General features: G+C 76.4%; 18 protein-coding genes. 12 read left to right on the top strand and 6 right to left on the bottom strand.

Annotation, left to right across the window (positions count from 1 at the left end; all coding sequences use genetic code 11):
- Window positions 1-28 precede the first annotated feature (28 nt).
- Together ET526_RS00490 and ET526_RS00495 are read right to left on the bottom strand one after the other, a co-directional pair.
- The gene (locus ET526_RS00490; RefSeq protein WP_135465694.1) at window positions 29-1,108 is read right to left on the bottom strand and encodes an SDR family oxidoreductase; all 1,080 of its coding nucleotides are present in this window, start codon (window positions 1,106-1,108) and stop codon (window positions 29-31) included.
- Window positions 1,109-1,313: 205 nt separating this feature from the next.
- Window positions 1,314-2,045 (bottom strand): superoxide dismutase, encoded by a 732-nt coding sequence (locus ET526_RS00495; RefSeq protein ID WP_135465695.1) that lies wholly within the window; start codon window positions 2,043-2,045, stop codon window positions 1,314-1,316.
- Between the two features lie 154 nt (window positions 2,046-2,199).
- Here ET526_RS00495 and ET526_RS00500 point away from each other — a divergent pair, with 154 nt between their 5' ends.
- From ET526_RS00500 to ET526_RS00515, 4 genes are all read left to right on the top strand, one after another.
- Window positions 2,200-2,547: a hypothetical protein gene (locus tag ET526_RS00500; RefSeq protein ID WP_135465696.1), complete on the top strand. Its 348-nt coding sequence runs from the start codon at window positions 2,200-2,202 to the stop codon at window positions 2,545-2,547.
- 15 nt (window positions 2,548-2,562) lie between these two features.
- Window positions 2,563-3,000, top strand: a complete 438-nt coding sequence (locus ET526_RS00505; RefSeq protein ID WP_135465697.1) for a phage holin family protein — start codon at window positions 2,563-2,565, stop codon at window positions 2,998-3,000.
- A gap of 208 nt (window positions 3,001-3,208) precedes the next feature.
- Window positions 3,209-3,502, top strand: coding sequence for a GYD domain-containing protein (locus ET526_RS00510; RefSeq protein ID WP_135465698.1), 294 nt, complete (start codon window positions 3,209-3,211; stop codon window positions 3,500-3,502).
- An 83-nt stretch (window positions 3,503-3,585) separates the two neighbouring features.
- Window positions 3,586-4,605, top strand: a complete 1,020-nt coding sequence (locus ET526_RS00515; protein WP_135465699.1) for an enoyl-CoA hydratase/isomerase family protein — start codon at window positions 3,586-3,588, stop codon at window positions 4,603-4,605.
- Between the two features lie 20 nt (window positions 4,606-4,625).
- On the opposite strand, the gene ET526_RS00520 is transcribed toward ET526_RS00515, so the two are convergent.
- Together ET526_RS00520 and ET526_RS00525 are read right to left on the bottom strand one after the other, a co-directional pair.
- Window positions 4,626-5,540, bottom strand: coding sequence for a DMT family transporter (locus ET526_RS00520; RefSeq protein WP_135465700.1), 915 nt, complete (start codon window positions 5,538-5,540; stop codon window positions 4,626-4,628).
- 47 nt (window positions 5,541-5,587) lie between these two features.
- Window positions 5,588-6,382, bottom strand: coding sequence for a phosphodiesterase (locus tag ET526_RS00525; RefSeq protein ID WP_158295444.1), 795 nt, complete (start codon window positions 6,380-6,382; stop codon window positions 5,588-5,590).
- Between the two features lie 319 nt (window positions 6,383-6,701).
- Between ET526_RS00525 and hemA the strand changes: the two genes are divergently transcribed.
- Window positions 6,702-7,934, top strand: coding sequence for a 5-aminolevulinate synthase (gene hemA, locus ET526_RS00530; protein WP_135465702.1), 1,233 nt, complete (start codon window positions 6,702-6,704; stop codon window positions 7,932-7,934).
- Between the two features lie 68 nt (window positions 7,935-8,002).
- Here the strand turns inward: hemA and ET526_RS00535 are convergent, their stop codons facing one another.
- Complete coding sequence (locus ET526_RS00535; protein ID WP_135465703.1) at window positions 8,003-9,031, bottom strand: NAD(P)/FAD-dependent oxidoreductase; 1,029 nt, start codon at window positions 9,029-9,031, stop codon at window positions 8,003-8,005.
- A 206-nt stretch (window positions 9,032-9,237) separates the two neighbouring features.
- On the opposite strand from ET526_RS00535, the gene tsaE reads away from it, so the two are divergent.
- From tsaE to ET526_RS00570, 7 genes are all read left to right on the top strand, one after another.
- On the top strand, window positions 9,238-9,699 hold the full coding sequence (gene tsaE / locus ET526_RS00540; protein WP_135465704.1) for a tRNA (adenosine(37)-N6)-threonylcarbamoyltransferase complex ATPase subunit type 1 TsaE: 462 nt from the start codon (window positions 9,238-9,240) through the stop codon (window positions 9,697-9,699).
- Window positions 9,696-10,694 carry an aminoglycoside phosphotransferase family protein gene (locus ET526_RS00545; protein ID WP_135465705.1) on the top strand — a complete coding sequence of 333 codons (999 nt, stop codon included), beginning with the start codon at window positions 9,696-9,698 and terminating at the stop codon, window positions 10,692-10,694. The genes tsaE and ET526_RS00545 overlap by 4 nt, the downstream gene beginning before the upstream one ends.
- Window positions 10,691-11,419: a nucleotidyltransferase family protein gene (locus tag ET526_RS00550; RefSeq protein ID WP_135465706.1), complete on the top strand. Its 729-nt coding sequence runs from the start codon at window positions 10,691-10,693 to the stop codon at window positions 11,417-11,419. The genes ET526_RS00545 and ET526_RS00550 overlap by 4 nt, the downstream gene beginning before the upstream one ends.
- Complete coding sequence (addB, locus tag ET526_RS00555) at window positions 11,419-14,568, top strand: double-strand break repair protein AddB (protein WP_135465707.1); 3,150 nt, start codon at window positions 11,419-11,421, stop codon at window positions 14,566-14,568. Before ET526_RS00550 ends, addB begins: the two co-directional genes overlap by 1 nt.
- The gene (gene addA, locus ET526_RS00560) at window positions 14,565-18,032 is read left to right on the top strand and encodes a double-strand break repair helicase AddA (RefSeq protein ID WP_135465708.1); all 3,468 of its coding nucleotides are present in this window, start codon (window positions 14,565-14,567) and stop codon (window positions 18,030-18,032) included. Before addB ends, addA begins: the two co-directional genes overlap by 4 nt.
- 117 nt (window positions 18,033-18,149) lie before the next feature.
- Window positions 18,150-18,479, top strand: a complete 330-nt coding sequence (trxA, locus tag ET526_RS00565) for a thioredoxin TrxA (RefSeq protein WP_135465709.1) — start codon at window positions 18,150-18,152, stop codon at window positions 18,477-18,479.
- A 54-nt stretch (window positions 18,480-18,533) separates the two neighbouring features.
- On the top strand, window positions 18,534-19,670 hold the full coding sequence (locus ET526_RS00570) for a PQQ-dependent sugar dehydrogenase (protein WP_135465710.1): 1,137 nt from the start codon (window positions 18,534-18,536) through the stop codon (window positions 19,668-19,670).
- Between the two features lie 71 nt (window positions 19,671-19,741).
- Here ET526_RS00570 and ET526_RS00575 read toward each other — a convergent pair whose 3' ends face one another.
- Complete coding sequence (locus tag ET526_RS00575) at window positions 19,742-20,983, bottom strand: hypothetical protein (protein WP_135465711.1); 1,242 nt, start codon at window positions 20,981-20,983, stop codon at window positions 19,742-19,744.
- Between the last annotated feature and the right edge of the window lie 75 nt (window positions 20,984-21,058).

A 21,058-nucleotide genomic window follows, 5' to 3' on the forward strand; every position in this document is an offset into this window, starting at 1 on the left:
GGTCACCTTCCGGCGAGGCCGCCCCCGCTCACCACCATCCCCAGCCTGCTCCGCGCCGGCGCGCGCGGCGGCGCACCCGCCCCTCGCCGAGCCGGCGCGCCGTCGCCGCGCCGACCGCGAGCGTGCCGAGCCCGGCCAGGCCGGCCAGCGTCGCCACCGGATGGAGCTGCGCCTCCAGGAACAGGCTGGTCCGGCGCACCGGCGCCACCGGGCGGGTGCGGCTCATTTCCGTGCCGTCCTCGCGCGGGGCGCGCAGGTTGTCGGCGCGCGCCGGGGAGGGAGCGCGGTCGGTGGTCTGCGCCGCCTGGCCGATCGCCTCCATCACCAGGTCGGTGATCCGCGGCGCGAGCTGGCCGGCGAGCGCGATGGCATGGCCGCCGAAGCCCACCACCAGCTCCCGCCGCGGATGCTCGCAGGCGTGCAGGATGGCGCGGGCGACGAGGCGGGGGTCGTAGGCCGGGGGCGGCACCCGCACTCCCTGGCTGCCGAGCAGGTTGCGCGCGTGCTCCTGGAACGGCGTCTCGATGCTCGAGGGCTTGACCAGGGTGACGCTCACGGGCGCGCCGTCGCGCTCGAGCTCCATGCGCAGCGCGTCGGTGAAGGCGCGCACCGCGTGCTTGCTGGCCGAATAGGCGCCCTGCAGGATCATCGCGCGGTCGGACAGCACGCTGCCCACATTGACGATGGCGCCGCCGCCGCGCCGGCGCAGCTCCCGCACCGCGATCAGCGAGCCGTTCACCACGCCCCAGTAGTTGGTCTCGAACAGCCGGCGATGGTCCTCGACCGGGGTCTGCTCGAGCGTGCCGTAGATCGAGACGCCGGCGTTGTTGACCCAGGAATCGAGGCCGCCGAACGCCTCGTCGGCGCGGCGCGCGGCGGCTTCCAGGGCGGTGCGGTCGGCGACGTCGGCGACGACGTGGATCGCCTCCCCGCCGCGGCCGCGCAGCTCCTCGACGATCTCGCGCAGCGCCTCCCCGTTGCGGGAGACGAGGACGAGCCTGGCGCCGCGCGCGGCGGCGAGGCGGGCGGTGGCGAGGCCGATGCCGGAGCTGGCGCCGGTGATGACGATCACCTGCTGGTCGATCGGCTTCAGGCGCGGATGGGCCATGGCGCAACTCTCCTCAGGGGGTTCGCTCGGGCGGCGTCGCGCCCCGGGGGGCGGCACCGGGCCGCGGCGGAGGGCGCCGGTCGTGCGTCCCTCGCGGTCCGGCGCCCGCGAGGCGCTCCGGGGCTTCACGCCCATGCGACCCGTTCCAACCGCGCCGGGCGGCCTCCGGTTCCGCCCCGTAGGCCGGGGCGGCGCGGGGCCGGCCTCAGATCCGCAGGTTGCCCGCCCTGGCGGCGGCGTAACGCTCGCCGATGCGCTCCCAATTGAGCACGTTCCACCAGTTCCGCACATATTCGGCGCGGCGGTTCTGGTAGCGGAGGTAGTAGGCGTGCTCCCAGACGTCGTTGCCCATCAGCACGCGCTTGCCCTCCATCAGCGGCGTGTCCTGGTTCGGCTTCTGCACGATCTCGAGCTTCCCCTCGCGGTCCACCGTCACGAAGGCCCAGCCGGAGCCGAAGATGCCGGTGGAGGCCTGCTCGAAGCGCTCGCGGAAGCGGTCCCAGCCCTCGAAGTCGCGGCGGATCGCCTGCATCAGCTCGCCCGAGGGCTCGCCGCCGCGCCCGCCCATGATCTCCCAGAACATGCTGTGGTTGGCGTGGCCGCCGCCGTTGTTGCGCACGCGCGTGCGCACCGATTCCGGCACCTGGCCGAGCTTCGCCAGCAGCTCGTCGAGCGGCATCCCCTGCAGCGCCGAATGCTCGCGCAGCGCCTCGTTCAGGCTGTTGACGTAGCTGCGGTGGTGCGCGCCGTGGTGCAGCTCCATGGTCCGCGCGTCGATCGCCGCCTCGTTGGCGTCGGGCGCGTAGGGCAGGGGGGGGAGGGTGTGCGGGCCCGCGGCCGCGCCCTGCGCCGAGGCCGGGCGGCGGAAGCCGCAGGTGGCGGTGACGGCGAGGGCGCCGCCGAGCAGCAGGGCGCGGCGGTTCAGGGCGCTGGGCATGGCATTGTCTCCCGCATCGGTCTCGGCGCAGTATGCGCGGCTGGAGCAACGGGCGACCGGGCCTGCGGTTGACGTCCGCGCGACCGGCCGGGCGCGGAACCGTCCCGCCCGGCCCGCGTTCCCGACAACGTTCCCCCCAGGAAAGGAGCGAGGCATGGGCAGCGCCGCGAACGACTTCTCCGATGACGCACGCAAGCTGCGGGACCAGGCGGCCGCCTCCGCCGACCGGCTGCAAGAGGATGCGCGGGAGGAGCTGGCCAAGCTCCGCGCGCAGGTCGAGCGGCTGATGCAGGAGCGCGTCACCCCGGCGCTGGCCGGCGCCGCGGACCAGGTGCAGAGCTACGCCAACCGCGCCCGCGACACCATCGAGCACCAGGCGGACGCGCTGTCCGAAACGGTGCGCGAGCGGCCGATCGTGGCGGTGGTGGTGGCGGCCCTCGGCGGCTACCTGCTCGGGCGGCTGATGGGCGGCAACACCTACGTCTATTCGCGCGACCGCTAGGCCGGCGGCGCGGCGATGTTCCGGGTCTTCAGCCTGCTCCGCATCGCGGCGCAGGCCGAGGGGCTGCGCTGGCGGCGCATGGGCCAGGGCTACGCCATGCAGGCGGGGTTCGCGGCCGGCGCCGCCGTCTTCGGCCTGATGCTGCTGATCATGCTGCACGCCGCCGCCTATGCCTGGCTGGCGCCTCGGCAGGGGGCGGTGGCGGCGGCGCTCGTCATCGCCGCCGTCGACCTCGTGCTGGCCGCGCTGCTCGGCTGGCTGGCCGCCAGGCACCGGACCGACGCGGTGGCGGAGGAGGCGGAGCGCGTGCGCGACGACGCGCTCCGCCAGGTGGGCGACCAGACGGCGCGCGCGGCGCTGCTGCTGCCGCTGCTGCGCAGCCAGAGCGCGAAGAAGGGTCTGATCGGCGCCGCGCTGACCGCCGCCGTGGTCGGGCTGATGGCGCGCCGCTAGTAGCGCCCGATCCGCGGCGGCGTCGCCGGAGCGGCGAACCGGCCGCCCGGCGGCGGCGGAGGCGCGCCGCCCCGCCGGGGCCGGGACGTTCTCCGGGCCGCCGCCGGTCGTGATTGGTGCCGCCGGCCCCGCCTTCCGACCTGTGGCGCACGCCGGCCGCAGGCCGGGACAGGACGGCGGAAGCCGCCGCGAAAGGAGGAGGCGAGCCATGACCACCTATGTCGCGCTCGGCCGCTGGACCGAGCAGGGTGCGCGGGCCATCACCGACTCGCCGCGCCGCCTGGACGCCGCCAGGCGGCAGCTCGAGGAGATGGGCGGCCGCTTCATCGGCTTCTACATGACCATGGGCGAGCACGACTTCCTGCTGATCTACGAGACGCCGGACGACGCCATCGCCGCCCGCTTCACGCTGATGCTCGTCGCCCAGGGCGCGGTCGCGACCAGGACGATGAAAGCCTTCCCCGAGCAGGCCTACCGCGAGATCATCGCCTCCCTGGCCTGAGGCGGCCGGCCGCCCCGCCGGGTTGCCGCCCGGCGGCGGCCGGGCTAGGCGACGCCCCCTGCACAGCCACCGAGGAGCGTCGCGTGAGCGAGACCGCCGAGCCCACCGTGATCGCCCGCCGCGAGGGGGCGGCCGGCACGCTGCTGATGAACCGCCCGAAGGCGCTGAACGCGCTCGACCAGGCGATGATCCGCGCCTTCCAGGCCGCGCTCGACGCCTGGAGGGACGACCCGGCGGTGCGCCTCGTGGTGCTGGAGGGGGCGGGCGGGCGCGCCTTCTGCGCCGGCGGCGACGTGCGCCGCATCCGCGACCTCGCCCTCGCCGGCGACACCGAGGGGGTGGAGGCCTTCTTCCGCGAGGAATACGCGGTGAACCGCGGCATCGCCACCTTCGGCAAGCCCTGGGTGTCGCTGATCGACGGCGTCTGCATGGGCGGGGGCATCGGCCTTTCCGTGCACAACGGCCCGCGCGTGGTGACGGAGAACGCGCTCCTCGCCATGCCGGAGACGGCGATCGCCCTCTTCCCCGATGTCGGCACCTCCTACGTGCTGCCGCGGCTGCCGGGCGCGGTCGGCACCTGGCTGGCGCTGACCGGGGCGCGGCTCAAGGGCGCGGACGCGGTGCATGCCGGCCTCGCCGACCACTACGTGCCGCGCGAGCGGCTGCCGGCGCTGCGCGCGGCGCTGCTCGAGGGCGACGCCGCGGTGGTGGCGCGCTTCGCCGAGCCGCTGCCCGAGGCCTCCTTCGCCCCGCACCGCGCCGCCATGGACCGCTGCTTCGGCCGCGACAGCGTGCGGGAGATCCTGGCCGCGCTGGAGGCGGAGGGCACGGAGTGGGCGGCGGAGCAGGCGGCGATCCTGCGCCGCATGTCGCCGACCAGCCTCTGCGTCTCGCTCGAGCTGATCCGCCGCGGCGCCGGGTCGACGCTCGACGAGTGCCTGGAAAGGGAGCTGCGCCTGACCCGCGTGGTGGTGCACCGCCACCCCGACTTCCGCGAGGGCGTGCGCAGCGTGCTGGTGGACAAGGACGGCAAGCCCTCCTGGACCCCGCCGACGGTCGAGGAGGTGGACCCGGCGGCGATCCGCGCGATGTTCGAGGGCTGAGGCACGTGGCGGGGCGGCCCCTACCGCCCGGCCAGCACCAGCACGACGCCCGCCACCAGGATCAGCGCCCCCGCCACCTCCGCCCGCGTCGGCGATTCGCGCAGGTAGAAGCGGCTGAACAGCAGGGTGAACAGGATCTCCACCTGCCCCACCGCGCGCACCAGCGCGACGGGAGCGAGGGCGAAGCCGGTGAACCAGCAGGCCGAGCCGCAGGCGGAGAGCGCGCCCACCTGCGCGCTGCTGCGCCAGGTGCGGAACACCGCCGGCACCTGCTCGGGCTCCCGCCACAGCAGCCAGCCGCCCTGCATCATCGTCTGCAGGACGTTGGTGACGACGAGCGTGACCAGCGCGCGCAGGATCGGGTCCTCGCCCGGCAGCTCCTGGTTCGCCGCCTTGATCAGCACCGCGGTGAGCGCGAAGAAGAAGCCCGAGGCGAGGCCGCACAGCGCCGCCGGCTGCACCGTGGCGCGCAGCACCTCCCCCGCGGAGCGCGCCTTGCCCGCGAGCGAGAGCCACAGCACCCCCGCCACGCTGATGCCGATGCCGACCCAGGCGAGCGCCGAGATCCGCTCGCCCAGCAGCACCAGCGCCAGCGCCGCCCCCTGCACCGCCTCGGTCTTGGCGTAGGCGGTGCCGACCGCGAAGCCGCGGTGGCCGAAGGCCATGATCAGCAGGTTGGTGCCGAGGATCTGCCCGAGCCCGCCGGCGGCGCAGAGCAGCAGGAACCAGGCCGTCGGCGCCGGCAGCGTGCCGCCCGCGAACAGCAGGTAGAGGGCGAGCAGCAGCGCCCCCACCGGGACGCCGTAGAGGTAGCGCACCACCGCGGCGGCGTTGACCGAAAGCTGGCCCCGCAATTTCTGCTGCAGCGCGGTGCGCCAGCACTGGAACAGCGCGGCCGCCAGCGTCACCGGCAGCCAGAGGGGGGAGAGGATCATCCGCCGGAAGGCTGCGGCGGCGTCCGGCCCCCGTCAACCGGACGGGATCAGGCCGTCCCCGCCAGCTCCTCGGTGTGCACCACGAGGTCCCCGCCCTCGAGGCGCGCGAGGGCGTAGCAGGGCGGCAGCCGGGCGCTGACCTCGGTCCGTCCGGAGGCGGAGGTGAGCGCCACCTCGAAGGCCGGGCCGCGATGCGAGGAGAGCGGGATGCCGCGCCAGGAGCCCGCGATCGGCCGGTGCAGGTGGCCGTGGAAGAGGTGCCGCAGCCGGGCGCGGTGCGGCGCCAGCACCTCCCACAGCGCCGCGCTCTCCCGCAGGCCGATCGCATCCATGCCGCCGATCCCGACCGGCAGCGGGGGGTGGTGCAGGAACAGCAGCACCGGCCCCTCGCTCTCCGCGAGCCGCGCCTCCAGCCAGGCGAGGCGGCGGTCGCAGAGCCGCCCCCCGGCCTGGCCCTGGTCGAGCGTGTCGAGCAGCAGGCAGAGCCCGGCCGGGCCCGGCAGGGCCTGCTGCACGAAGCCCTCCCCATCCGCCGGCGCGCCGGGGAAGGCGGCGCGGAAGGCGGCGCGGTCGTCGTGGTTGCCGAGCATCAGGTGCGCCGGGAAGGGAAGGCGGGCGAGCGCCTCGCGCAGGCGCCCATAGGCCGCCGCCTCGCCGTCCCGCGTCAGGTCGCCAGTGACGACGGCGAAGGCGGCCGGCAGCGGGCCCTGCGGGCCGTGGCGTTCGGCGATGGCCGCGAGCATCGCCTCGACCCGCGCCGCGACGTCGATGCCGCGCAGCAGCGCGCCGGGCGGGGGCATGTGCAGATCGGTGAGGTGCAGGAAGTGAAGGGGGGTCGTCATGCCCTGGGTCCCGGCGTGCGGCGCGGCGGCGGCCAACGGGGCGCCACCGGCGGAACGTTCCACGCCCTTCCCCGACGGTCTGTGCGCCGCCGCACAGCGCGGCGCACCGGCCGGCGGGCGGCGCGCCGCACCATGCCGCGGCGGGCCGCCCGCTTCAACCTCAAGGCGCGGATTGATCCCGATCATGGCGGCGCGCCCGCGCCGCGCTTTCCTGCGCGGCCGGAGCCTCCCCGCGCGGTGCGGGGTTGCGGCGCAGCGGCGGGACCAGTAGCCAACCATGCCGGACCTACCCATTTCCTGGACACGCCGGGGCCTGCCCATGAACCCGACCCGTGCCGCCTTCCGCGACCATTGCCGGGCCTCGCTCGACGGGCTGCGCCGCGAGGGCCGCTACCGCGAATTCGCCCGGCTGGAGAAGCTCGCCGGCGCCTTCCCCCGCTACCGCTGGCACGGGCCGCAGGGGGTGCGGGAGGTGACGGTCTGGTCCACCAACGACTATCTCGGCATGGGCAGCCACCCGGCGGTGCTGGAGGCGGCGCGGCGCGCGCTCGCCCAGCACGGGGCGGGGGCGGGCGGCACGCGCAACATCTCCGGCACCTCGCCCCTGCACGCGGCGCTCGAGGCCGAGCTCGCCTCGCTGCACGGCAAGGAGGCGGCGCTGCTGTTCGGCAGCGGCTACGTCGCCAACCAGGCGGCGCTCTCGGCGCTGCTGGAGGCGCTGCCGGGCTTCCACGTGTTCAGCGACGCCAAGAACCACGCCTCGATGATCGCGGGCATGCGCGGCGCCAAGGGCGCGGTGCGGCACATCTGGCGCCACAACGACCTCGGCCATCTGGAGGCGCTGCTGCGCGCCGCCCCGGCGGAGGCGCCGAAGCTGATCGCCTTCGAGAGCGTCTATTCCATGGACGGCGACATCGCCGACATCGGCGCCATCTGCGACCTGGCCGAGCGCCACGGCGCCATGACCTATCTCGACGAGGTGCACGCCGTCGGCCTCTACGGCGTCACCGGCGGCGGCATCAGCGAGCGCGACGGCGTGGCGGCGCGCGTGGACCTGATCGAGGGCACGCTCGCCAAGGGGTTCGGCGTGCTCGGCGGCTACGTCGCCGGGGAGGCGGCGGTGGTGGACTACATCCGCAGCGTCGCCGGCGGGCTGATCTTCACCACCGCCCTGCCGCCCGCCGTCGCCGCCGCCTCGCTCGAGAGCGTGCGCCTGCTGCGCCGCGATCCGGAGCGCCGCGCCCGCCTGGCGGAGCGCGCGGCGGCGCTGAAGGCGGCGCTGGACGCGGCCGGTCTGCCGCGCCTCGACGCGCCGAGCCACATCGTGCCGGTGATGGTGGGGGATGCCGCCCGCTGCCGCGAGGTGGCGCGCCGGCTGCTGGAGGAGCACGCGATCTACGCCACGCCCATCAACTACCCGACCGTGCCGCGGGGGACGGAGCGGCTGCGCCTCTGCGCCACGCCCTTCCACACCGACGCGATGATCGCCGAGCTGGTGGCGGCGCTCCGCGCCGTGCTGCCGGCGCGGAGCGCGGCGATGGCGGCGGCGTAGGGCGGATCGCCCGCCCGGGCGGGAGACCCCGGACGGGCGAGGATGCGCGCGCGATCGCCGCGCGCCCCCTACTCCGCCGCCGCGGTGCCCGGCACGCCCTTGGTGGTGGAGTATTCGAAGTGCAGCGCCTCGCCCGGGAAGACCCGCGGATGGATGGCGTGCGCGGCCATCGCCGCCTCCGAGAAGCCCTGCAGGATCAGCTTCAGCTTGCCAGGATAGGTGGCGATGTCGCCGATGGCGTAGACGCCGGGGATGGTGGTCTCGCAGGTCGCCGGCGTCACCGTGATGTGGTGGCGGTCGAGGCCGAGGCCCCACTGCGCGATCGGGCCGAGCTCCATGGACAGGCCGTAGAAGGGCAGCAGGTGGTCGGCCGGGATGGCGCGCGTCTCCCCCTTCAGCGTCGCCACCACCACCGCCGAGAGGCGCGTGCCGTCCCCTTCCAGCCCGTGGAGCTGGTAGGGGATCGCCATCTCCACCTCGCCGCGCGCGGCGGCCTGCTCCAGCCGCGCCACGCTCTCCGGCGCGGCGCGGAATTTCGGGCGGCGATGCACCACCGTCACCCTGGCGGCCACCTCCTTCAGCGACAGCGCCCAGTCCACCGCGGAATCGCCGCCGCCCGCGATCACCACCCGCCGGCCGCGGAAATCCTCCCGCCGCGCCACCATGTAGCGCACCGCGCCGGAGGCCTCGTAGCCGGCCAGGCCGGCGAGCGGCGGGCGGTTCGGGCCGAAGGCGCCGGCGCCGGCGGCGATCACCACCGCCTTCACGCGCAGCGTGTCGCCCTGGCTGGTGGTGAGGGTGAACTCGCCCTCCTGCTCCCGCAGCGTCTCCACCCGCCGGCCGAGCAGGTAGATCGGCGTGAAGGGCGCCGCCTGCCTCTCGAGCTGCGCCACCAGGTCCTGCGCGTCGATCGCCGGGTGGGCGGGGATGTCGAAGATCGGCTTCTCGGGGTAGAGGGCGGTGCACTGGCCGCCGATCGCGTCGAGCGCGTCCACCACCACGCACCGCATGCGCAGCATCCCGCATTCGAACACGGCGAACAGCCCCACGGGCCCCGCGCCGATGATCGCCACGTCGGTCTCGATGCTCGCCGTCATCGCTTTCCCCCCGAGCCGGGGGCGTCATAGAGGAGGCATGGGGCGCGGGCAAAATTTTGCCCGGGGCGGGGCGGCGGCCCCGCCGAGGGGGCGCCACGTCATGCCCGGCCGGAGGTGGTAACCGGATCAGACCGCGAACATCGCCCTTGCCCACGCGCCCCGCCGCCCCGCAGAGTCCACCCCGCCGCCCCCGAGTCGCGCCCCTCATGGAAGGCCCTCTCACCCTGCGCCTGCCGGACCCCGACGCCACCGCGCGCCTTGCCGCCCGCCTCGCCCCCGCGGCGCGGCCGGGCGACGCCGTGCTGCTGGAAGGCCCCCTCGGCGCCGGCAAGAGCGCCTTCGCCCGCGCCTTCCTGCGCGCGCTGGCCGGCGACCCGGCGCTCGAGGTGCCCTCGCCGAGCTTCACCCTGGTGCAGAGCTACGACCTGCCGGGCGGGGGGGAGGCGCACCATTTCGACCTCTACCGGCTGGAAGGCCCCGCCGACCTCGCGGAACTCGGCTGGGAGGAGGCGCTGCGGGGGATCGTGCTGGTGGAATGGCCCGACCGGCTCGGGGCGCTGCGGCCGGAGGGGGCGCTGACCGTGGCGCTGGCCCCCGGCGCGGCGGAGGAGGAGCGCATCGCCACCCTCTCCGGCTGGCCCGGGCGGCTGCGGGAGGCGCTGGCGTGACGCCACCCTCCCCCGAGGTCGCCGCCTTCCTCGCCGCGCAGGGCTTCGGCGCCGCCGAGCCCCGCCCGCTGCCGGGCGATGCCAGCTTCCGCCGCTATCTCCGCCTGGTGGGCGGGCCGCGCCCGGCGCTGCTGATGGAGGCGCCCCCGCCCGAGGATGTGCGCCCCTTCGCCCGCCTCGCCCGCCACCTGCTGGCCGCCGGCCTCTCCGCGCCGGAGATCCTGGCCGAGGACCCGGCGCGCGGCCTGCTGCTGATCGAGGATCTCGGCGAGGCGACCCACGCCGACCTGCTCGATGCCGGCGCCGATCCCGCCCCCCTCTACGCCGAGGCGGCGGAGGCGCTGGCGGCGCTGCACGCGGCGCCGCCCCCGGCGGACCTGCCCCCCTGGGACGCGGCGGCGATGGCGCGGGCGACGGCGGCGACCTTCCTCGACTGGTGGTGGCCCGCCGCCTTCGGCGCGCCCCCGGCGCCGGAGGTGCGGGCGGGGCTGGACGCGGCGCTGGCGGAGACGCTCGCCCCCTTCGCGGGCCAGCGCGGCCTCGTCCACCGCGACTACTTCCCGGCCAACCTGATGCGCCTGCCCGGGCGCGCCGGGCCGCGCCGCACCGGCATCCTGGACTTCCAGGACGCCGCGCTCGGCCACCCCGCCTACGATCTGGTCTCGCTGGTCGAGGATGCGCGGCGCGACGTCGCCCCGGCGGCGCGCGAGGCGGCGCTCCGCGCCTATCTCGCCCGCCGCCCCGGCCTCGACGCCGCATCGCTGGAGGCGGCGATGGCCGCGCATGGCGCGCAGCGGCACCTGCGCGTCGCCGCGCTCTGGGTGCGGCTGGCGCGGCGGGACGGCAAGCCGCGCTACCTGGCGCACGGGCCACGCTGCTGGGCGATGCTCGACCGCGCCCTCGCCCATCCCGCCTGCGCCCCGCTCGCCCGCTTCCTCGACCGGCACGTGCCGCGCGCGCTGCGGCGCAACCCCGTTCCGCTGGTGACCGCATGATCGCCCTGACCCGCGCCATGGTGCTCGCCGCCGGCCTCGGCACCCGCATGCGGCCGCTGACCGAGGCGAGGCCCAAGCCGCTGCTGATGCTGCACGGCCGCTCCCTGCTCGACCGCGCGCTCGACCGGCTGGAGGCGGCGGGGGTGGAGCGGGTGGTGGTGAACGCCCACTGGCTCGCGGACCAGGTGGCCGAGGCCGTCGCCCGGCGCCGCACCCCCGCCTGCCTGCTGCAGCACGAGGAGACGCTGCTGGAGACGGGCGGCGGCGTGCGCCGCGCCCTGCCGCATCTCGGCCCCGGCCCCTTCGCCGTGGTGAACGGCGACAGCGTCTGGCTGGACGGACCGACGCCCGCGCTCGCCCGCCTCGCCGCCGCCTTCGACCCGGAGCGGATGGACGGGCTGCTGCTGCTGGTGCGCAGCGCCCAGGTGGAGGGCGAGGTCGGCCGCGGCGACTTCCTGCTCGACCCGCTCGGCGCCGTGCGCCGGCCGAAGGAGCGGGAGATGGCGCCCTACGTCTTCGCCGGGGTGCAGATCCTGGTCCCGGACCTGTTCGAGGACATGCCGGAGGGGCCATTCAGCCTGAATCGCGCCTATGACCGCGCCATCGCGCGGGGGCGGCTGTTCGCGCTGGTGCATGACGGGGTGTGGTTCCACCTCTCCACCCCGGCCGACCTCGCGCGGGCGGAGGAGGCGATGCGCGCCGGGCTGGTGCGGGCGCCGTTCTGATGGCCGCGCCCCGTCCCGCGGAGCAGGGCAGCCTCGCCGCGCTGACCGCGCCCTTCTTCCGCCTCTACGACATCCCGGCCCACCTGCCGTTCCTGGACTGCCTCGCCGCCGGGGTGCTGCGCCTGATCCCCGGGGAGTCGCCGGAGCGGCTCTCCCGCGTCACCATCCTGCTGCCGACGCGCCGCTCCGCCCGCGCGCTGCGCGCCGCCTTCCTGCGCGCCGCCGAGGGACGGGCGCTGCTGCTGCCGCGCATGCGCGCGCTCGCCGGCCTTTCCACCGAGGATGCGGACGAGCTGGCGCTGCCCTCGCTGCTCGACCTGCCGCCGGCGGTGGAGCCGCTGCGCCGCCAGGCGGTGCTGGCGCGCATGATCCTCCGCCTCGATCCCAAGTATGGCGGGCCCGGCACGCCGGAGCAGGCCTGGTCGCTGGCCGGGGCGCTGGCGACGCTGCTCGACGAGATCGCGCTGGAGGAGCGCGACCTCGACCTGCTCGCCACCACCGCGCCGGAGGCGCTGGCCGAGCACTGGCTGGCGCGGCTGGAACTGCTGGTGCCGGAGCAGCACGCGACGCATTGGCAGATCACGCTGGCCTTCCTGCGCGGCGTGGTCGCGGAGTGGCAGGCCTGGCTCCGGCGGCACGGGCTGCTGGACATCGGCATGCGGCGCGTGCAGGCGCTGCGCGCGCAGACCGAGGCCTGGCGCCGCGCGCCGCCGCCCGATCCGGTGATCGCCGCCGGCATCGGGGTGGGCGGCACCATCCCCGCCGCCGCCGAGCTGCTCCGCGTCGTGGCCGAGGAGCTGCCGCGGGGCGCGGTGGTGCTGCACGGGGTGGACCAGCTCTCGGCCGAGACGGTGTGGGACGCGATCCGCGAGGCGCCGACCCACCCCTTCTGCGGCCAGCAGCGGCTGCTGGCGGCGCTCTCGGCGCGGCGGGAGGATGTGAAGCGCTGGCCCGGCTGCGCGCCCGAGGAGGCGGTGGCGCGCGCCGTGCCGCCCGGCCGCCCGGCGCTGCTCGGCATGGCGCTGCGCCCCGCCGCCGGCCTGCCCGCCTGGCAGTCCCGCCGCCCGCAGGAATGGCTGCCGGCGATCGAGGGCCTCTCGGTACTCAACGCGCCGGACGCGCAGGCCGAGGCGGTGGCGATCGCGCTGCTGCTGCGCGAGGCGCTGGAGGATCCGAAGGCGCGCGCCGCGCTGGTCACGCCCGACCGCGACCTCGCCCGCCGCGTCTCCGCCGAGCTGGCGCGGCACGGCGTGGTGGCGGACGATTCCGCCGGCGAGGCGCTGGGGCAGAGCCCGGCCGGCGCCTTCCTCCGCCTGCTCGCCCGTGCGGTCGCGGAGGGGCTGGCGCCGGTGCCGCTGCTCGCCCTGCTCAAGCATCCCCTGTGTGCGGGCGGGATGGACCGGGCGGACTGGATGCGCGCGGTCAGGCGCCTCGAACTCGCGGCGCTGCGCGGCCCGCGCCCGGCCCCCGGCATCGCCGGGCTGCGCGCCGCCCTGCCGGCGGATGCGCCGGCCGAGGCCGCGGCGCTGCTCGGCGCGCTCGAGGCATGCCTCGGCGAGTTCGCGGCGCTGCCGGAGGCGCCCGCGCGCCCCCCCGCGGCGCTGCTCGAGGCGCATCTCGCCGCCGCCGAGCGGCTCGCCTCCACCCGCGCCATGCCGGGCGGCCTCCGCCTCTATGCCGGGGAGGAGGGGGAGGTGCTGGCGCAGCACCTCGCCGGCCTCGCCCCGGCGATGGCGGAGATGGCCCCGCTCAGCCCCGCCTGCTGGCCCGCCCTGTTCGACGCGGCGATGGAGGGGGCGGCCGCGCCCTCCTTCCGCGGCAGCCGCGGGCGCGAGGGCGGGCCGCACCCGCGCGTCGAGATCCTGGGCCTGCTGGAGGCGCGGCTGCTCACCTTCGACCGCGTGGTGCTCGGCGCGCTGGACGAGACGGTCTGGCCGCTGGCCACCGACCCCGGCCCCTGGATGAGCCGCCCGATGCGCGCCGATTTCGGCCTGCCCGAGCCCGAGGCGCGCATCGGCCGCGTCTGCGCCGACTTCTTCCTCGCCGCCTGCAGCGCCCCCGTCGCCGTGCTGTCGCGCGCGGCGCGGCGCGGCGGGGCGCCGACCGTGCCGGCGCGCTGGCTGACGCGGCTTGAGACCTTCCTCGCCGGGCAGCGCGACGCGGCGCATCCGCAGGGGCTGCGCCTGCCGCCCTCCCCGGCGCTCGCCTGGGCGACGCGGCTCGACCGGCCGGAGGTGGTGCAGCCCTGCGCCCGGCCGGCGCCGCGCCCGCCCGCCGCGGCGCGGCCGGACCGCATCTCGGTGACCGAGATCGAGACGCTGATCGCCGACCCCTACGCCTTCTACGCCAGGCGCGTGCTCCGCCTCAGCCCGCTCGACCCGCTGGACGCCGAGGCGGGGGCGGCGGATTACGGCACCCTGGTGCACGCGGCGATGGCGCGCTTCGTCAGGCGCCTCGGCGACGGCCGCTGGCCCGGCCACGACGCCGCCATGGCGCTGTTCGAGGCGGCGGCCGAGGAGGCGCTGGCGCAGGCCGGCGCGCGCCCCGGCCTCGTCGCCTTCTGGCGCCCGCGGCTTGCCCGCATCGGCGCCTTCGTGGTGGCCGAGGAGGCGGCGGCGCGGCGCGGCGGGCGCATCCTGCGCAGCCTCACCGAGATCCGCGGCGAGCTGCCGCTGCGCATGGAGGACGGGCGCTGCGCCACCCTGACCGCGCGCGCCGACCGGCTGGACCTGCTGGCGGACGGGCGCGTCGCCATCCTCGACTACAAGACCGGCACCCCGCCCTCCGCCGCGCAGGTGAAGGAGGGGCACCGGCCGCAACTGCCGCTGGAGGCGGCGATGGCGGCGCGCGGCGCCTTCCCCGGCCTGCAGCCGGCGGACGCTGCGGCGCTCGCCTACTGGCGCCTGAGCGGCGGGCCGGAGCCGGGCGAGGTGCGGGTGGTGAGCCGGGAGGCGCAGGAGATCGCCCACCTGGCCGAGCAGGCGCTCGGGGAGCTGCGCCGCCTGGTCGGGCGCTACCTGCTCGGCGCCGCGCCCTTCACCGCCCGCCCGCATCCGGGGCGGCGGCCGGCCGGCACGGAATACGAGCACCTCTCGCGCCTCGGCGAATGGGCGGGGGCGGAGGACGCGGCGGAAGGGGGCGGGCCATGACCGTGGGCATCAGCGCGCGCGAGGAGGCGCAGATCGCCCAGCGCATCGCCTCCGACCCCGCCATCTCCGCCTGGGTCGGCGCCTCGGCCGGGTCGGGCAAGACCAAGGTGCTGACCGACCGCGTGCTGCGCCTGCTGCTGCAGGAGGGGCAGGCGGCGAACCGCATCCTCTGCCTCACCTTCACCCGCGCCGCGGCCGCCGAGATGCAGACGCGCCTCGCCCGCCGCCTCGGCGAATGGGCCTGCGCCGAGGACGACAGGCTCGCCGCCGACCTCGCCGCGCTCGGCTGCGAGCCGAGCCCCGCCCTGCTGCGCCGCGCCCGGCTGCTGTTCGCGGAGGTGCTGGAGCTGCCGGGGGGGATGCGCATCTCCACCATCCACTCCTTCTGCCAGTCCCTGCTCGGCGCCTTCCCGCTGGAGGCCGGGCTGCCGCCGCAATTCGCCGTGCTGGAGGATGCCGACGCCGCGGCGCTGCTCGCCGATGCGCGCGAGGCGGTGCTCTCGGGCGGCGCGGCGCCGCGGGAGAAGCTGGCGCTGCTCGCGGCGCTGGCGGGGGCGGAGGAGTTCTCCGCCGCCGTCGCCGCGCTGCTCGAGAAGCGCGACCGCCTCGCCGCTTGCCTCCGCGCGAGCAACGGCATGGCCGGGCTGCGCTTCCGCCTCGCACGCGCGCTCAGGCTCGACGACGGGGAGGACGAGGCGGCGGTGATCGCCTCCGCCTGCATGGTGCCGGACGCGGTGGCGCGGGAGGCGGCGGCCTGGATGAACCACCGCAACAAGCAGCCGCGCGAGCTGGCGGAGAAGGTGCGGGAATTCCTCGCCCTCGACCACGAGGGCCGGGCCACGCGCTGGGAGGAGTGGTGCGACCTCTTCCTCACCGCCAAGGGCGAGCCGCGCAAGGTCATCCTGGACAGCCCGGCGCTGGCCGCCGAGGCGCGGCGCATCCTCGGCCTGCGCGAGAAGCGCGCCGCCTGCCGGCTGCTCGAGGCGACGGAGGCGCTGCTGGCGCTGGCCGGCCCGGTGCTCGACCACTACGAGGCGCGCAAGCGCTCCGCTGGGCTGCTCGCCTACGACGACCTGATCGCCGTGGCCTCGCGCGTGCTGCGCGACCCGGGCAGCGCCTGGGTGCTGTTCAAGCTCGACGGCGGCCTGGATCACGTGCTGCTCGACGAGGCGCAGGACACCAACCCGGCGCAGTGGGAGATCGCCTCGGCGCTGACCGAGGAGTTCTTCGCCGGCTTCGGCGCCGAGCTGGCCGGGCGCGGGGAGCGGCTGCGCACCATCTTCGCGGTCGGCGACACCAAGCAGTCCATCTACGGCTTCCAGGGCGCGGACGCGCAGGGCTTCGGCACCTGGGAGGCGCGCTTCCGCAAGCGCGTCTCCGGCCGCGGCGGCGCCTCGGCCTTCCGCAAGGTGGACCTCAAGGTCTCCTTCCGCTCCACCGCGCCGGTGCTGGCGCTGGTGGACGCGGTGTTCGCCGAGGGCGCGGCGCGCGACGGCGTGGTGGCGGAGGGCGAGACGCTGGAGCACCGCCCCGACCGCGCCGGCCAGGCCGGCAGCGTCGAGCTCTGGCCGCTGCTGCGCCCGGCGGCGAAGCCGAAGCCCGCCGCCTGGGACATCCCGGAGGAGCCGCAGCGCGTCGCCGACGAGACGGCGCTGATGGCAGAAGCCCTGGCCGCGCGCATCGCCCGCATGGTGGCGGAGGAGACGCTGCCCGCCCGCGCCGTCCCCGGCCCGGACGGCGCGCCGCGCCCGCGCCGCATCCGCCCCGGCGACATCCTGGTGCTGGTGCGGCGCATCGCCAACGTGAAGCTGGTGCCGCTGCTGGTGCGCGCGCTGAAGGAGCGCGGCGTGCCGGTCGCCGGCGTCGGGCGCCTGAAGCTCGTCGAGCACATCGCGGTGCAGGACCTGCTGGCGCTGCTCGACGTGCTGCTGCTGCCCGAGGACGACCTGCAGCTCGCGGCCCTGCTGAAGAGCCCGCTGGTCGGCCTCTCCGAGGAGGAGCTGTTCGCGCTGGCGCACGGCCGCAGCGGCTCGCTGTGGTCGGCGCTGCTCGCCGAGCGCGGCGCCGACAGCGCGGCCGGGCGCGCGGCGGAGTGGATCGCCCGCCTCGCCGACCGCGCCGACCTCTGCACGCCGCACGCCCTGCTCGCCGAGGTGCTGGGCGAGCCCTGCCTGCTTGGCCCTGGCGGGCGGGCGCGGCTGCTGGCCCGCCTCGGCCCCGACGCGGCGGAACCGCTGGACGAGGTGCTGACCGCCGCCCTCGCCTATGAGCGCAAGCACCCGCCGAGCCTGCAGGGCTTCGTCCACTGGCTGCGCCGCGGCGGCGCCGAGGTGAAGCGCGAGGCCGAGAGCGGCGCCGACGCGGTGCGCATCATGACCGTGCACAACGCCAAGGGGCTGCAGGCGCCGGTGGTGATCCTGCCCGATGTCGGCGGCGGCGAGGGGCGGGAGGTGGTGCGCTGGGCCGAGGGCGACGGCACCGCCCTGCCGCTCTGGGCGCCGCGCAAGGAATTCCACGCCCCCGCCTATCTCGACACGGTGGCCGAGGATGCGCGCAAGCGCCAGCAGGAGGAGAACCGCCTGCTCTACGTGGCGCTGACCCGCGCCGAGGACCGCCTGCTGGTCTGCGGCTGGGGGGAGGAGCCGCGGGAGTGGTACCGCTTCGTCGCCGAGGGCTTCCGCCGCCTGGACGGGGCGCGGCAGGAGCCCTTCGACCCGGCGGCCTTCGGCGCCCCTCCCGCCTGCGACTTCGGCGGCGGGATGCTCTGGCGCCTCGACTGCCCGCAGCAGGCGGCGCCGGCCGAGGACCGCCCCGCCGCCGCCGACCTCGCCGCGGGGCCGCTGCCCCCCTGGGTCCACCGCCCCGCCCCGCCCGAGGCGCCGGAGGCCGCCATCGCCCCCTCCGCCCTGCCGGGGGAGCAGGAGACGCCCGCCGCCGCCCCGCATGGCGGCACCGACCCCGAGGGGCGCCGCTTCCGCCGCGGGCGGCTGGTGCACGCCCTGCTGCAGCACCTGCCCGGCCGGCCCGAGGCCGAGCGGCGCGAGGCCGGGCGCCGCTTCCTCGCCCGCCCCGGCCACGGCCTGTCGGCGGAGGAGCAGGCGGAGGTGCTGGAGGAGGTGCTGGCGCTGATCGGATCCCCCGCCATCGCCGAGGCCTTCGGCCCGGACAGCCTGGCCGAGGCGCCGATCGCCGGGCGGGTCGGCGGGCAGCTCGTGGCGGGGCAGGTGGACCGGCTGGTGGTGCGCCCGGACCGGGTGCTGGTGCTGGACTACAAGACCAACCGCCCCCCGCCGGCGCGGGCGGAGGAGGTGGCGCCACTCTACCTGCGGCAGATGGCCGCCTATCGCGCCGTGCTGCGCCAGGCCTTTCCCGGCCGCGCGGTGGCGTGCGCCCTGGTCTGGACCTACGGCGCCTCGCTGATGCCGCTGCCGGAGGCGTTGCTGGACGCGCACGCACCGGGCTGAGGCGCCCCGCGCCGGGCGCATGTCCGCCCCCCGCCCGCCCGATCCTTGACCCGGCGCCCGCGTCGCCCGACCTTTCGGCGACATCGTGGCGGGCCACCCCCGCCGACAGGAGACGCCATGAGCGAACTCACCAAAGCCGTCACGGACGAGACCTTCCGCCAGGAGGTGCTGGAGGCGCCCGGGCCCGTGCTGGTGGATTTCTGGGCCGAGTGGTGCGGGCCGTGCCGGATGGTGGCGCCGGTCCTCGACGAGATCGCCAGGGAATATGCGGGCCGGCTCACCGTCGCCAAGGTGAACATCGACGAGAACCCGATGACGCCGAACGAGTACGCGGTGCGCGGCATCCCGACCATGATGCTGTTCAAGGACGGCAAGCTGGTGGACACCAAGGTCGGCGCCCTGCCGAAGGGCGCGCTGCGCGACTGGATCGCCGGTAACATCGAGTGAAGCGCCGCGCCGCCGGGGGTTGAGGCGCGGCGGCCTCGGACCACCTGCGGCGGCATGCGCCGCTTCCTTCCCGCCGCCGCCCTCGCCCTGGCCCTTGCCGCCTGCGCGCCCGCGCGGGCCTCCGACGCGCCCGTCGCCTCGGAGCGCGCCACCTTCCGCGTCACCACCTTCGCCGAGGGGCTGGAGCGGCCCTGGGGCGGGGCCTTCCTGCCCGACGGGCGCCTGCTGGTGACCGAGCGGCCGGGGCGGATGCGCCTGATCGGTCCCGACGGCCGCGTCTCCGAACCGCTCTCCGGCGTGCCGCGGGTGGAGGCGGCCGGCCAGGGCGGGCTGCTGGACGTGGCCCTGGCGCCGGATTTCGCGCAGACGCGGGAGATCTACCTCTGCCAGGCGGCCGCGGTGCAGGGGGGCGTGCTGACCCGCCTGGTGCGCGCCCGCCTCTCCGCCGATGCGCGGGCGCTGGAGCAGGCGCGCCCGATCCTGGACGCGACGCCGCCCCAGGCGCAGGGGCGCAACCACTACGGCTGCCGCATCGCCTTCGGGCCGGAGGACGGCAAGCTCTACCTCTCCACCGGCGACCGCTTCGCGCGCAAGGAGCGGGCGCAGGACCTCTCCGACCTCGCCGGCAAGATCCTGCGGCTGGAGCGCGACGGCCGCCCGGCCGAGGGCAACCCCTGGCCGGACCGCGAGGGGGTGCGGCCGGAGATCTGGTCCTATGGCCACCGCAACCCGCAGGGCCTCGCCTTCAGCCCCCGGACCGGCGCGCTGTGGTCGGCGGAGTTCGGGCCGCTCGGCGGGGACGAGCTGAACCTCATCCGCCGCGGCGGGAATTACGGCTGGCCGGCGGTGACCCACGGGCGGAACTACGACGGCTCGGTCATCTCCGAGCGGAGTTCGGCGCCGGGGATGATCGACCCGGTGCGGGTGTGGACGCCGGTGATCAGCCCCTCCGGCATCGCCTTCTATGACGGCGAGGCCTTTCCCGGCTGGCGCGGCAGCCTGTTCCTGGCCGGGCTGAACCCGCCCGGGCTGGTGCGGCTCTCCATCGAGGGCGAACGGGTGACCGGGGAGGAGCGGCTGCTGCAGCGCGTGGCGCGCTTCCGCCACGTGATCCAGGGGCCGGACGGGCTGCTCTACATCCTCACCGACGAGCAGCGCGGGCGGGTGCTGCGGCTGGAGCCGGCGGGCTGAGCCGCGGGCGCCTTCCCGTGCCGGCGGCCCCCGTTCCTGCCCGGCCGCGCCAGGCATTCGGGCCGCCGAGGTCAATCGCCCACCACCACCCCCGTCATCGGCACGTTCAGCACCGATTGCGCCGTCCCTACCAGATGGACGAGGAAGGAGAAGGCCTCGCCCGAATGCCCGCCGGCCTCGCCGGCCGGGATGACATGGCGCCGCCCGTGCAGCGCGGTGGCGGCCAGGGCGGGCCGGCCGGGCGCCCAGGGCTCCACCACGAAGAGCGGCATCCGGGCGCCGTCCGCCCGCCGCACCATCGGGCCCCGCTCCGGGCCGAGCCGCACGAGGGCGCCGAGATAGTCGAGCATCTCGAGCGGCGAGCGCAGCTCGATCTCGATCCGCCCCTCCGCCCCGGCGTCGAAGACCACCGGCGAGGTGCCGCCGAAGGCGCGCGGGTCGCCGTGCTGGAAGCGCGGCCGCCACTCGCCCGGGGCGCCGCCGCAGCGGGCGAGCACCTTCAGCCTCTCCCGCGGCGCGGCGAAGCAGAAGCGCCGGCCCTCGTCGAGGCGGCGGAGCTGGAAGCGCCGCGTGCGCTCGCCCGGTTCGCGGGGGAGTTCCTCGGTCATCAGGCCCTCGCGCTGCGCGATGCCGAGCTCGCCGAGCACGGGCGTCTGGTCCAGCGGGAAGGGCGGGCTGACGTTGCGCACGAGGAGCGCCACCTCCGTCGTCAGCCCCTGGTCCATCAGGCGCTCCAGGCGCTGCTGGAAGGCGGCGAACCCGGCCGGGTTCTCGGGATCGTTGACGTAGCTCCGCGTTCCGGCCCCGTCGCGCCAGCGGATGCCGCCGATGGCGGTGGTCAGGATCGCCTCCCGGCTCCGGCCGGTGCGCAGGAAGGCGGCGAGCGTCTCCATGCTGACCGGCGCGCGCATCGGGCCCAGGAACTGGTCGTTGTAGAGCGTCGCGTAGTCGAAGCCGGGCCCGATCTCGGCCTCGACGGCGGGCTCGAAGAGGGTGCGCGCGTTGCCGCCGCGGCCGAAGGGCAGCGTCAGCCCGACGCTGGTGGTGAAGCGGTTGCGGCCGCGGATCAGCGGCAGGCTGGAGAAATGCGCCGGCTGGCCGGCGCTGCGCCGCAGGATGTTGCGCAGCACCATGTCGTCCTGCAGCGTCGCCACCTCGCGGTTCAGCGTCGCGGCGGCGCCGGAGAGCTGCGCGTAACCCGTCGAGCAGCCGCCGAGGGCGAGCAGGAGGAGCGCCAGGCAGACGGCCCGCGCCCGCGCGGCACGGAGAGGGGCGCCCCGGACCGGGCTGCACGCCGCAGGAATCCCAACCATATGCCACCTGTCTCCACTGCCCTTCTGCCGGCGCCGCCTGGCCGCGCGGAACCGGTGGTAGATTTTGCCGGGAGC

The sequence above is a fragment of the Crenalkalicoccus roseus genome (assembly GCF_004761865.1).
Taxonomy (GTDB): Bacteria; Pseudomonadota; Alphaproteobacteria; order Acetobacterales; family Acetobacteraceae; genus Crenalkalicoccus; species Crenalkalicoccus roseus.